General features: G+C 74.8%; 1 protein-coding gene. It reads left to right on the plus strand.

Annotated elements, in window-relative coordinates; translation table 11 throughout:
- The first annotated feature begins 130 nt into the window (after positions 1-130).
- Positions 131-14,014 carry an SDR family NAD(P)-dependent oxidoreductase gene (locus ACIPFH_RS17330; RefSeq protein ID WP_401827367.1) on the plus strand — a complete coding sequence of 4,628 codons (13,884 nt, stop codon included), beginning with the start codon at positions 131-133 and terminating at the stop codon, positions 14,012-14,014.
- Positions 14,015-14,223: the final 209 nt, after the last annotated feature.

A 14,223-nucleotide genomic window follows, 5' to 3' on the forward strand; every position in this document is an offset into this window, starting at 1 on the left:
GGTCCGCTCGCCCGGGCCGGCGCCGGTCTTCGGACCCACGTCCCGTTCACGCCGTACGCCCGCGCGCAGTCGCGCGTCCCACGCCGTACGCAATCCGCCGCGCACCCAGTTCACGAGGACTCCTTTCCAGATGCCTGCGAACGCGTCTCATCACCCGAGCACCGAGCCGTCCTCGACGACGGCCGAAGCCGTCCGCGCCTGGCTGGCCGCGGCCGTGGCCGAGGCGGCCGGTCTCGACCCGCGACGTGTCGACCCGCACCGGCCGATCGCGGAATTCGGCCTCGGCTCACGCCAGTTGGTGACCCTCGGCAGTGAGCTCGCCGAGCGGATCGGCCGCCCCCTGGAACCCTCCCTCGTCTTCAACCACCCCACGATCGCGGCGATCACCGACGCCCTCTTCGAGAAGGAGCGGCCCGCCGCCGGACAGGCGCCCGAGCGGGACGGGTCCGCGCGCCCCGGCGGCGACATCGCCATCGTCTCCATGGCCTGCCGCTTCCCCGGCGGAGCCGACGACCCCGAGGCGCTGTGGCGGCTGCTCGACGCCGGCCAGGACGTCATCTCCGAAGTCCCCGCGGGCCGTTGGGACACCCAGGGGCTGCTCGACCCCGACCCCGAGGCCACCGGTAAGGCCTACACCCTGCGCGGCGGCTACCTCGACGGCATCGACCGCTTCGACGCGTCGTTCTTCGGGATCTCCCCGCGCGAGGCCGCCGCCATGGATCCCCAGCAGCGGCTCCTGCTCCAGACCACCTGGGAGACGTTCGAGCGCGCCGGGATCGTCCCCGACACGCTGAGCGGCAGCAACACGGGTGTCTACGTCGGCCTGTACGACAGCGGATACCTGGCCGCGGCCTCCCTCGGACAGCTCGACGGACACGTCGGCACCGGCTCGGCCGCCAGCGTGGCCTCCGGGCGCATCGCCTACACCCTCGGCCTCCAGGGGCCCGCGGTCACCGTCGACACCGCGTGCTCCTCCTCGCTGGTCGCGCTGCACCTGGCGGCCCGGGCGCTCGCGGCCGGCGAGTGCGACCTCGCCCTGGCGGGCGGCGCGACGCTGCTGGTGACTCCGCGCGGCCACGTCGAGTTCAGCAGGCTGCGCGGGCTGTCGCCGTCGGGTCGGTGCAGCCCGTTCTCCGTCGACGCGGACGGCGTGGTCTGGGCCGAGGGCTGCGGCCTGGTGCTGCTGAAGAGGCTCGACGACGCGCGCCGGGACGGCGATCGTGTCCTCGCCGTCGTCAAGGGCTCGGCCCTCAACCAGGACGGCCGCAGCCAGGGCCTGAGCGCCCCCAACGGACCTGCTCAGGAACGGGTGTTGAGGGCCGCTCTCGAGGCCGCCGGGCTCGGGCCGCACGACATCGACCACGTCGAGGCCCACGGCACCGGCACCCGGCTCGGCGACCCGATCGAGGGCAACGCGCTCGCCGCCGTCTTCGGTCCCGGCCGGCCCGCCGACCGCCCGCTGGGCGTCGGCTCGCTGAAGTCGAACATCGGACACACCCAGGCGGCGGCGGGCATCGGCGGTGTCATCAAGACGGTGCTGGCCCTCGGCCACGAGCGCATGCCGGCCTCCCTGCACGCACACCGGCCGACCGAGCACATCGCCTGGGACGGCGGCGGCCTGCGGGTCCAGGCCACGGGCGAGGCGTGGCCACGCCGCGCCGACCGGGTACGGCGGGCGGGCGTGAGCGCGTTCGGCATCAGCGGCACCAACGCGCACGTGGTGCTGGAGGAGGCACCCCAGGACGACGCCCTGCCGGTCGACGCCCTGCCCGCCGACGTCCCGTCGTCCCGCGTGCGGGCTGACGCCGAGGTGCCGGTCGTCTCCCTGCTCGACGCCGAGGTGCCGGTCGTCTCCCTGCTCGACGCCGAGGTGCTGGTCGGCGCCCTGCCCGGCGGTGAGTTGTCGGCCCGTGCCCTGCGCGACAGTGAGCCGCTCGCCGCCGCCCTGCCCGGCCGGGAGCAGTCGGGGCAGACCTGCTTCCCCCTCTCGGCCCGTAGCCTCCCCGCTCTGCGGGGACAGGCCGCGCGCCTCGCTCAAAGCCTCGGTGAGCGGCCGGAGTCGCCCCTTCCCGCCGTAGCGGCGACGCTCGCCCTCCACCGCACCCACTTCGAGCACCGGGCGGTCGTCCAGGCCGGGGATCGCGACGAACTCGTCGCCGCACTGGGTGCTTTGGCCGACGGCCGGCCCGACCCCGACCGTACCGTCGGGCCCGGACAGGCCCTCCCGGCCGGGAAGGTGGCCTTCGTCTTCCCCGGCCAGGGCGCCCAGTGGACCGGCATGGCCCGCGACCTGCTGGCCGCCGACCCGGTGTTCGCGGACGAACTCGACCGCTGCGACGGTGCGTTGCGCCCCTTCACCGACTGGTCGGTCGCGGCCGTGCTGCGCGGCGACGCGGGCAGCCCCTCCCTGGACCGCGTGGACGTCGTCCAGCCCGTCCTGTTCGCCGTGATGGTGTCCCTCGCGGCCGTGTGGCGGGCCCGCGGGATCCGCCCGGACGCGGTGATCGGGCACAGCCAGGGCGAGGTCGCCGCGGCCTGCGTCGCCGGGGCCCTCAGCCTCAGCGACGCCGCCGCCGTGGTCGCGCTGCGCAGCCGGGCGCTGACCGCGCTGTCCGGCGCCGGCACCATGGCCGTCGTCGCCCTGCCCCGGACCGAGGTCGAGGAGCGCCTCGCCGGTCTCGACGGACGGGTGTCCGTGGCCGCCGTCAACAGCGACCGCTCCACCGTCGTCGCGGGCGAGACACAGGCACTGCTCGGCCTGCTCGAGGACCTCGAGCGCGAGCAGGTGTTCGTTCGCCGCCTCGACGTCGACTACGCCTCCCACAGCAGCCAGGTCGAACCGGTGCGCACGGAGATACTCGACGAACTCGACGGCGTCACGACGTACCCCGCGTCCGTAGCCTGGTACTCCACGGTCACCGGCGGGCCCGTCACCGAGGAACTCGAAGCCGACTACTGGTACGCCAACCTGCGTGAGCCCGTGCGCTTCGCGCCCACCGTCGAGCGCATGGTGGCCGACGGTCACCGCTTCTTCGTCGAACTCAGTCCGCACCCCTCCCTGTTGACCGCCCTGCGCACGATCGACGAGGACCTGGTCGTCGTCGGCTCCCTGCGCCGGGACGTGGACGCTTCGGCCTGCCTGGACCGCGCGGCCGCCGAACTCCACGTCCACGGGCGCCGGATCGACTGGCGCCGCCTGGTCCCGGGCACGGATCCGGTGGAGTTGCCGACGTACGCCTGGGACACCCAGCGGTACTGGACCGAGCCCGAGTCGAGTGGCGGTGGCGCGGGGTTGTTCGACCGCGCGGCCCACCCGTTGCTCGGCATCCAGCTCCAGTCGGCCGACGCGTCCCGCTGGACCTTCCGCGGCGAGTGGTCCCCGGCGACCGCCGAGTGGCTGCCCGACCACGCCGTCTTCGGGCGGACCGTCGTCTCCGGCACGACCCTGCTCGAACTCTGCCGCGCGGCCCTCGCGACGGCCCGGCCCGACGAGCCCGGCGACCTGACCGGCCTGCTCCTTCTCGCTCCGCTCACGCTGCCCGCCGCGGGCACGGTCGAGGTCTCCGTCGAGGTCGTCGTCGAGGGACCCGGTGCGGAGGTCTCCGTGCACAGCCGGCCGCGCGGCCAGGAGGCCGCCGGCTGGACGCTGCACGCCACCGCCTCTGCCGCCCCGGCCGTCCCACAGCCGGCGGACCGGCCTCCGGTGTGGCCCAAGGGCGTCGACCCGGCCTGGACCCCGGAATCGTATGAGCGGCTGGCCGGTCTCGGCCTCGGCTACGGACCCGCCTTCCAGGGGGTACGGGAGGCTGTGCGCACCGGTGACGGCGAGCTGGTCGCCCGGCTGTCGCTGCCGACCACGGCGCGGGACGTCGCCGACCCGTACCCGGTCCACCCGGCACTACTGGACGCCGCGCTGCACGTGGCCGCCGCGCTCGACGCCACCGACGGACGGGTGCTGCTGCCCGTCGCGGTGGGCCGCTGCGTCCTGCCGCCCGGTGGCGCGACCGACCTGACCGTCACCGTCCGCCGGACCGGAGCCACGGCGACCGACCTCACCCTCGACGTCGCCCTGTGGGACACCGACGGCTTTCCGGCGGGCCGCCTGGAGGGCGTGCGGCTGCGCGCCGCCACCCCGGCGGACCTGAGCACCGGACCGGGGAACGCCCGGCATCTGTACGAGGTCGCGTGGACGGCCGTCGATCCGGTGGAAGCGGGCCACGGGCAGTGGACGGTGGTCGGCGCTCCCGAGGTCCTGCCCGGGTTGGCGGCGGCCGGGATCCGGGTGAGCGACTCGGGCGCCGACGTGGTCGTACGGTTCTGGCCGCGATCCGACGGCACCGCCGAACCCGCGTCGGTGGCACAGGAGTTGGCAGCCGTCGCGCTCGCCGAGCTTCAGGCGCTCATCGCCCTCCCGCCCGGCCGGGCACCCGCCCGGACCGTGTGGGTGACGCGGGGCGCGATCGCGGCCGGTGAGGGGGACGCCGTACCGGGCCTCGCACAGTCCGTGCTCTGGGGCCTGGCCCGCAGCGCCCGCACCGAGCATCCGGACCTCGCGCTGAGCCTGCTCGATCTCGACGGCCAGGAAGGCGCAGAGGACGCCCTGATCGCCGCCGCGGCGCACCCGGACGAGCCCGAACTGGCGCACCGTCGAGGTCTGTTGCTGGCCCCACGGTTGGTCCGGGCCCGCACCGTCGAGAGCGGGGCAGTGCCCGTCGACGGCACCGTTCTGATCACCGGCGGACTGGGCGCCGTCGGCCTGCACATCGCCCGGCTGCTCGCCGAACGGGGCGTACCCCGACTGCTGTTGACGTCCCGGCGGGGGGCCGACGACCCCCAGGCCGCTTCGGCCGTCGCCGAACTGGCCGGTCTCGGCACCGAGGTGGAGGTCGTGGCGTGCGACGTCACGGACCCGGTCGCTCTGGCCCACGTCGTCGCCGGCGTCGGTGCGCAGGTCCCGCTGCGCGGGGTCGTGCACTGCGCCGGGCTCCTCGACGACGGGGTGATCACCGAACTGACCCCCGAGCGCCTCGCCCGGGTGCTCGGTCCCAAGGCCGACGGCGCCGCCCACCTGCACCGGCTCACCGCGGAACTGCCCCTGGAGATGTTCCTGCTGGTCTCCTCGGCCGCCGGTGTCCTCGGCAACGCGGGCCAGGGCAACTACGCGGCCGCCAACGTCTTCCTCGACCAGCTCGCCCACCACCGGCGCGCCCAGGGCCTGCCCGGCGTCTCGGTCTCCTTCGGCGCCTGGGCCGGCGAAGGCCTCGCCGCCGAGCACGCCGACCTGGGGCGCATGGCCCGCCTCGGCCACCGCGCCCTCACCCCCGAACAGGGCCGGGACCTCGTCGAACTCGCCCTGGAACGCGGCACGCCCCACGTGGTGGCCTGGGTCATCGACCTGCCGCGCCTGCGCCAGGCCGTGGCCGGGGACGCTCTGTGGCGGGTCCTGCTGCCCGCACCCCGCACCGCCGCCGGACAGGGCGGTGGTCTCGCCGAACGGCTCGCCGCGCTGCCCGAGGCCGAACGCGCCGAACGCCTCCTGGCCCTGGTCCGCGAGGAGGCCTCCCGCGCCCTCGGGCTGCGCTCGGCGGAGGCCGCCCGCCCCGACCAGCCGCTGCGCGAACTCGGCATGGACTCGGTGACGGCGGTCGAGTTGCGCAACCGCATCAGCGTCCGGCTCGCCACCAAACTCCCCGCCACCCTGCTGTTCGACCACCCGACCCCGGCCCGGCTCACCGCCCACCTGCTCGACAGCGTGATCGGCGGAGCGCCCCGGAGAACGGCCGGCCCCCGTCCGGCCCGCACCGCGACCGCCGCGACGACCGACGAACCGATCGCGATCACGGCCATGGCCTGCCGCCTGCCCGGCGGGGTGGACGACCCCGACGCCCTGTGGCGACTGGTCGCGGACGGCCGGGACGCCGTCGGCCCCTTCCCCGCCGGACGCTGGGACGTGGAGTCCCTCTACGACCCCGACCCGGACGCCCCCGGCAAGTCGTACGCCCGGGACGGCGGCTTCCTCGACGACATCGAGTCCTTCGACGCGGGCTTCTTCGGCATCACCCCGAAGGAGGCCGCCGCCATGGACCCGCAGCAGCGGCTGCTCCTCGAGACGGCCTGGGAGGCCCTGGAGCGGGCAGGCATCGTGCCCGCCGCCCTCGCCGGCAGCACGACCGGCGTCTACGTCGGCATGTTCGGCAGTGACTACCTGTCGGGCTCGCGCCTGGACCAGCTCGACGGGTACGTCGGCACCGGCTCCGCGCTGAGCGTGGCCTCCGGACGGCTCGCCTACGCACTCGGCCTGCACGGACCCGCGCTCACCGTCGACACGGCCTGCTCGTCCTCGCTGGTCGCCACCCACCTCGCGGCCCAGGCGCTCAGGTCCGGGGAGTGCGACCTCGCGCTCGCCGGCGGTGTCACGCTGATGGTCACCCCGCAGACCTTCGTGGAGTTCAGCCGCCTGCGCGGCCTCTCCGCCACCGGACGCTGCCGCTCCTTCTCCGACGACGCCGACGGCGCGATCTGGGCAGAGGGCGCCGGCATGCTCGTACTGAAGCGGCTGAGCGACGCCCGACGCGACGGCGACGAGGTGCTCGCCGTGCTGCGCGGCACCGCCGTCAACCAGGACGGCCGCAGCCAGGGCCTGTCCGCGCCGAACGGACCCGCGCAGGAACTGGTGCTGCGCCGGGCCCTGGAGCTGTCCGGGCTCGCGCCCGCCGACATCGACTACGTCGAGGCGCACGGCACCGGCACCACCCTCGGCGACCCCATCGAGGCCAACGCGCTCTCCGAGGTCTTCGGCACCGGACGGCCGCAGGACCGGCCGCTGTACCTGGGATCGCTGAAGTCCAACATCGGCCACGCGCAGGCCGCTTCGGGCGTTGCCGGACTGATCAAGGTCGTCCAGTCGCTGCGCCATCGCACCCTCCCGGCCACCCTGCACGCGCAGACCCCCAGCCGGCACGTCGACTGGGACGACAGCGGACTGCGGCTGCTCCAGGAGGCGCGGCCCTGGACGGCGCCGGGGGAGCGGGTTCGGCGCGCGGGCGTCAGCGCCTTCGGCATCAGCGGGACCAACGCGCACGTCATCGTCGAGGAGGCACCGGCCGCGGAGCGCCCGGATTCTCGCCCCGAGGACGAAGTCGTGCCCGGTGCACAGCTGTTCGTGCTCTCCGGACGCACCGAGACCGCCCTGCGGGGACAGGCCGCGCGACTCGCCGCGTATGTCACCGAGGACACGGCCCTGCCCGACCTCGCCCACACCCTGGCCCGGCACCGCAGCCACTTCGAGCGGCGCACGGCCGTCGTCGCGGGCGACCCGCACGAACTGAGCGCCGTGCTGGGCGCGTTGGCGGCCGGCCGGGCGCCTCTGGTAGGGCCCCGCGAGGAGCGGACCGGAAAGGTCGCCTTCGTATTCGCCGGGCACGGCGGACAGTGGGCCGGTATGGGCCTGGAGGCGATGGCCGAATCGGCGGCGTTCCGCGAGGAGCTGACCCGCGTCGACGAGGCGGTCCGACGACACGTCGGCTGGTCCGTGCTCAACGTGCTGCGCGCGCCGGAGGAGTTCTCGCCGCTGGCACGCACCGAGTACCTCCAGCCCGTACTGTTCGCCGTCAACGCCTCCCTCGCCGCCGCGTGGCGCGCCCTCGGGGTGACCCCGGACGCCGTCGTCGGACACAGCCTCGGTGAGATCGCCGCGGCCTACAGCGCCGGCGCGCTCACCCTCGACGAGGCCGTGACCGTGGTGACGGGACGGGCCCACGCCGTCGTCCCCCTGGTCGGGCACGGCGGCATGATCGCCGTCGAACTTCCGCACCAGGAGGTCGGGGAACTGCTCGCGCCGTACGAGGGGCGGCTGTTCGTCGGAGCGCTCAACAGCGCCCGCTCCACCGCGGTCTCCGGAGCCGCCGACGCGCTCGCCGAGCTGCGCGCGCACCTGGAGGAGCGCGGGGTCACCGTCCGCACGCTGTCCACGCCGTTCGCCTCGCACACCCCGCTCATGGAACCGCTGCGCGAGGAACTGCTCGACCGGTTCTCCGGTGTCCGGGGCGCGCGGACGGACACCCCGCTGTACTCGGCCGCGCTGGCCGAACCCGTGCCCGGAGACCGGCTGGACGGCGCGTACTGGTACGCCAACCTCCGGGAGCCTGTCCGCTTCGCGGACACCATCGCCCGCATGCTGGACGACGGCTACCGCTACTTCGTCGAGCTCAGCCCGCACCCCTCACTCACCGGCGCCATCGAGGCGGTGGCGGCCGAGGCCGGCGTCGACGCCGTCGGCGTCTGCTCGCTCCGCCGCCAGCAGGGCGGACACGGCGTCCTGCTGCGCCGGGTCGGCGAGCTGTACGCGGCCGGTCACGAACCGGACTGGACGACGCTGTTCCCCCAGGGCCGCCGACTCGACCTGCCCACCTACGCCTTCACCCGTGAACGGCACTGGCTCGCCCCCGCACCGGCCGGCGCGACCGGCGCCTCCCCGCTGCTCGGCACCCACGTCGAGGCCAGCGACGAACCCGACCGGCACCTCTTCCAGAGCGAACTGGACCTGCGTGACAGCCGGTTCGCCTACCTCACCGACCACCGGGTCACCGGCGAGGTCTGGCTGCCCGGCGCCGCGTTCCTCGACATGGCCCTGGAGGCCGCGGCCGCGCTGTCGGACGGCGGCGAAGCACGACTGGCGGACGTGCGGTTCGTCAAGCCGCTGCGCCTCGCCGAGGACCGCCCCGTACGGCTGCAGCTCGCGCTGCGGCCCGCCGAGGACGGCGCCCGGGAGTTCACCATCGCCTCGACGGCCGCCGGTGACCGGCGCTGGGAGCAGCACGCCACGGGACGAGTCGTGGCGGACGCGCCCGTCGGCACGGCCACCCTGGACGAGATACGCGAGCGCTGCACGGAGGACGTCGAACTGTCGTCCGTATACGCCAAGTTGAGTGCTCTCGGCATCGACTACGGACCCGCCTTCCGCAACCTGGAATCCGGCCGACGCACCGGCGCCGCCGCGCTCGGCCGGCTCACCGGCCGGCCGGCCGCCGGACACCTCCTCCACCCCGCCGTCCTCGACGCGGCCTTCCACGCCGCCGCGCTGCCGGGCGACGCCCCTGAAGGGCGGGCGTTCGTGCCCGCCGGGTTCGGCCGGATCCGCCACACCGGTCGGCGCACCGCACCCGCGTGGGTGACCTGCGAACTGCGCTCGGTGGACGGGGACAGCGCCACCCTCGACCTGCGCGTGTGGGACGAGGACGAACAACTGGTCCTGGAGGCGGAGGAGTTCCGCCTGGCCGCTCTCTCACCGCTGGACAGAGCCCTCTTCGAGACCCGCTGGCAGCTCCGCCCCGATCCGCAGGACGCGCCGGTCGAGGAGGGCTGGCTGGTCCTCGCCGACGGGACGGGGGTCGGCAGTGACCTGGCCGCGCGCCTCGGCTCGTCCTCCGTCCCGTTCGTCGTCGCCCGCCGGGGCACGGAGTTCGCGGTGGAAGGCCCCGGCCGCTACGTTCTCGACCCCGCCGACCCGCGGCACCTGGCCCGACTGCTCGACGAGGCGTACCCCGACACCCTGCCCGCCCGGATCGTGCAGCTCACCGCACTCGACGCACCGGCGGTCATGGACGCGCACACCGCCGAAGAGGCCGCCCGGCTCGGCTGCCTGAGCACGCTGCACCTGGTGCGCGCGCTCGCCGAACGGCCGCGCGGCCGGGCCCCGCGCCTGTTCACCGTCGTCCGGGGCACACAGGCCGCCGGTGACAGCGAGCAGGTCGCACACCCGCAGCAGGCGCTCGCCTGGGGATTCGGTCTCGCGGTGGCACAGGAGCACCCCGAGCTGGCGGTCACGCTGGTGGACCTCCCGGCGGTGGGCGGCGCGGACGCGCTCTGGATCCAGCTGCGGCACGCCGACGACGAACGGCTCGTCGCCCTGCGGGAGTCGGGCCGGCTCGTACCGCGCCTCGCCCGCACCCGGCCGGACGACACGCATGACCTCACACTCGACGGAGTCCACCTGATCACCGGCGGTCTGGGCGGCCTCGGCCGGGTCGTCGCCGAACGGCTGGCCGGCCGCGGGGTCCGCCGCCTCGCGCTGCTGAGCCGCGGCACGCCCGACCCGGACACGGTTCGCTGGATACGAGGACTGGAGGAGCGCGGAGTCACCGTGCACCTGGCCCGCGCCGACGTCGCCGACCGCGACGGACTCGCCGCCGCCCTGGACGCCGTACGACGCGAAGCCGGGCCGCTCGCCGGGATCGTGCACGCGGCCGGTGTCCTGGACGACGCCACCGTGGCGAACCTGACCGACGAACGCGTCCTGCGCGTGCTCGCCCCCAAGGTGCTGGGCACCGCCCTGCTCACCGAACTGGCCCCCGAGGCGGAGAACCTGGTGCTGTTCGCCTCGGCGGCCGGACTGCTCGGCTCGGCCGGACAGAGCCCCTACTCGGCGGCCAACGCCTTCCTCGACGCCTGGGCCCACCACCTCTCCCGCACCGGCCGACGGGCACTGAGCCTCGACTGGGGCGCCTGGTCCGGCGTGGGCATGGTCGCCGGGTCCGGCACCCGGGCCGCCGAGACCGGCCGCTCCGGGCTGCTCGCCTTCTCCCCGCAGGAGGGCGGGGAGCTGTTCGACCGGGTCATGTCCACCTCGCGCCGACAGCTGGCCCCGCTCGCCCTGGACCGGGAGATGCTCGCCCTCGCCCCCGACGTGGCCCGCGCCCGCCCCCTCCTGGCCGACCTCGTCACCGCTCCCACGGGCCCCGGCGACGCGGACGGCCTGGTGAAGAAGGTCTTCGCGGCGACCACCGACGAGGAGCGCGTCACCTGGCTCGAAGCCTATGTGCGCGCCCGCGTCGGCGAGGTGTCCGGCGGCGTCGTGGACGACACCGCGAGCGCCGCGCTCAAGGAACTGGGCCTGGACTCCCTCATGCTGGTGCGCCTGCGCAACGCCTTCGCCCGCGAACTGGGCGTCGAACTGCCCACCGCCGAGATGTTCGCCGCGGCCGACATCCGGGGGCTGGCGAGCACACTGGCCGCGGCCCTGCCGGAACGACCGGTGCCGGAAGAGGCCGCGTCCCCCGTTCAGGAGGTGCCGGAGACCGAACTGCGGCCCGTCACCCGTGACGTCGTACGTCTTCTGCGCAGCGCCTCGCCGGGCATGCCGCAGGCGGCCCACGCCGTCGGCCTCGCCGTACGGCTCACCTCGCCCACCGACCGGGAGACACTGACCGGCATCGTCACCCGCCTCGTCGCGCGGCACGCGGCCCTGCGCACGGGCGTCGTCACCGGCTCCGACGGACGACAGCTGCGTGTCGTCCGGGAGTTGGCGGAGCCGCCGCTGCACTGGACGACCGTGAACGCCGAGCCGGACGCGGCGGAGCGGCTCCGGACGCTGCTGGAATCGCCGTTCGACCTGGCGACCGCACCTCTGTGGCGGTTCCAGCTGCTCGACGGCGCGGCAGGCGGCCAGATCCTGGTCTTCGGCGCCCATCACGCCGTCAGCGACCTCCAGTCCCTGCTGCTCGTCGCCGGGGAGATCGACGCCGAGCTGTCCGGCGCCGCGCTCGGCGGCGACGTCAGCAACCGGGACGTCCACCTCCTGATCGAGGCCCAGCGGACGGGCGCGAGCGGCGCGACGGCGGGCGGGGGCACAGCCACGGCCGAATGGCGCGAGGCCTTCGAAGGCAGCGAACGCCTCGACCTCGACCTCTCCGGCCCGCGCCCCGCCGAGCGGTCCTACCGGGCCGGCAGCGTCACCGTGGCCCTCCCCGACGGCCTCATGGACCGGGTGACGACATCCGCGAGCGGCCTCGCCGTCACCCCCGCCGCCTTCTGCCTCGGCACCCTGACCGTCCTGCTGGCCCGCAGGCGCGCGAAGGAGAGGTTCGTGCTCGCCGTGCCGGTGGACACCCGGATCCACGCCGACGCCTTCGACGCGGTGGGCTTCTTCGGCGTACCGGTGCCGTTCCCGGCCGAGGCGCGGCCGACCGAGCCGGTGGCGGACGTACTGCGCCGCACCGACGGGCGGCTGCGACGGCTCCTGGCGAAGGGCGCCATGTTCTCGGACGTCCTGCCCACGCTGGCCCGCCAGGACCTGCACCGGGCCAACGCCCCGCTGGTGGAGGTCTACTTCAACTACGTCCGCTACGGCAGCCGCCTCGACCGGCTCGAGGTGCTGCCAGCCGGGACGGGGTACACCGACCTCGACCTGATGATCACGATGACACCGGACGCGGGCCGGATCCGTCTCGACCACAACCTCGACATCCTGGACGCGGCGGACACGGCCGCACTGGGGGAGGAGTTCCTGAGGCTGCTGGACGAGGCGGTGGAGGACACGGCGGCCCCGGTACGGACGCCGCAGGATCCGACGACTGCCGCCGCTGCCACGACTGCCGTGGCGGTGACGGTCCCCGCGCCGACGGCTGCGACGGTCTCGGCGCCGACACCCGCGTCCGGCCCGACCCTCGCCCTCGCCGCCACCTTCGCCCTCGGCAACCTCCCGCTGATGTGCCGGGCGGCACTCGGGGACGGCGCTGCCGCGGTCGCCGAGGCCCCCTACCACCAGGTGCTCGCCGCCCTGCGTGACCCCTCCGGAGTCTTCGCCGACCCCGCCACGGCGGCGGGGGTCGTGCTGCTGCGGGCGCGGGACCTGGAACGGTTCGGCCCGGTGGACGACGCGCTCCTCGCCGCACTGCGGACGGAGTACCCGGCCGCGCTGCGAGCCGTCGTCGAGCGCACCCGCAAGCCACTGATCGTCGGGTTCCTGCCCTCCTCCGTCACCGGCGACGACGACGGACGGCTCGCGCAGTGGGAGCGCGAGATCGCCGCCGAGCTGACCGGCCTGCCCGGTGTCGCGGTGCTCGCCGCGGACCACTGGACCCGTCGGCACGCCGTGGGGGAACGCTTCGACGAGCGCACCGAACGGCTCGCCCACCTCCCCTTCACCCCGGAGTTCCAGGCGGCGGTGGCGCTGTCCCTCGCCGAGGTCGTACGGGCGGTGCTGCGGCCCGCGCCCAAGGTGATCGCGGTCGACGGCGACGAGACCCTGTGGAGCGGAGTGGCCGGGGAGAGCGGCCCCGACGCCGTGGACCTGTCCGGGCCCCGTGCCCTCCTCGCGCGCAGGCTGTTGCGGTGGCGCGAGGCGGGGGCGCTGCTGGCCCTGGTCAGCAACAACGACGAGGAGACCGTGCGGGCCGTTCTCGACCGCCCCGACAGCGTGCTGAAGCCCGAGCACTTCAGCGTCCTGTCCGCCGCCTGGGGGCCGAAGCCCGCCCGGCTGACGGAGGCCGCCCGCACACTCAACCTCGGCGTGGACAGCTTCCTGTTCCTCGACGACAACCCGGCCGAGATCGGCAGGATGCGCTCGGCGCTGCCCCAGGTCCTGGCGGTCACCTGCCCACCGGAGGCCGAACTGGAGCGGTTCCTCGACCGGTTGTGGCCGCTGGTCCCGGCCGCGGCGACCGCCGAGGACGTGTTGCGGGCCGGGTTCTACGACCAGGAACGGGAGCGGGACGCCGTCCGTGAACACGCGGGGTTCGAGGACTTCCTCGACCAGCTGCAACTCGAGGTCGGGATCCGGGCCCTCGGCGAGGACGACGTGCAGCGCGCCGAACAACTGGTGCGCCGCACGAACCAGTTCACCCTGCGCGCCCGCTCGTCCGACGGCGGTGACCTCGACCGGTGGCGACAGCTCGGCGAGGTGTGGACCGCGGCGGCCCGCGACCGCTTCGGCGACTACGGCCAGATCGGCCTGCTCGCGGTCCGCGTCGAGGGCGACCAACTCGACCTGCTGGCCTGGCTGATGAGCTGCCGGGCGCTCGGACGGGGCGTGGAGGAACGCCTGCTGGCGTGGCTCGCCGACCGCGCCGACGAACTCGGCTGCACGAAGGTCCGGTTGACGGCGGAGCGCACGGCGCGCAATGCGCCGGCCCGGCGGATCGTGGCCGCGCTCGGCGGCGGAGACCAGGACGACGAGTTCCTGGAGACGGTGGCCACGCCGGAACACCTGCGGGCCTTCCGGTCCTGGCAGCAGTGACGCGGCCCGGCGGCGTGGCCGGCACGGACGGCAGCAGTGGCAGTAGTGGCAGCAGTACCGAAAGGATCGTGCACACCGTGAAGGGCTCCCATGCGTGACATGAACGAGGACGCGGCGGCGAACGCCGGGCAGCGGGCGACCGCCGAGTCGATCGAGGGGGGCGACGAGGGGCTCAGCGTGACCGACCTGCTGGCCATGGTCGCGACCAC

It is taken from the genome of Streptomyces sp. NPDC088157, from assembly GCF_044741545.1.
In the GTDB taxonomy this organism is placed as follows: Bacteria; Actinomycetota; Actinomycetes; order Streptomycetales; family Streptomycetaceae; genus Streptomyces.

Bases quoted from the DNA above. Each gene is read 5' to 3' on its own strand.
- ACIPFH_RS17330 (WP_401827367.1), top strand. From the start codon at position 131: ATGCCTGCGAACGCGTCTCATCACCCGAGCACCGAGCCGTCCTCGACG.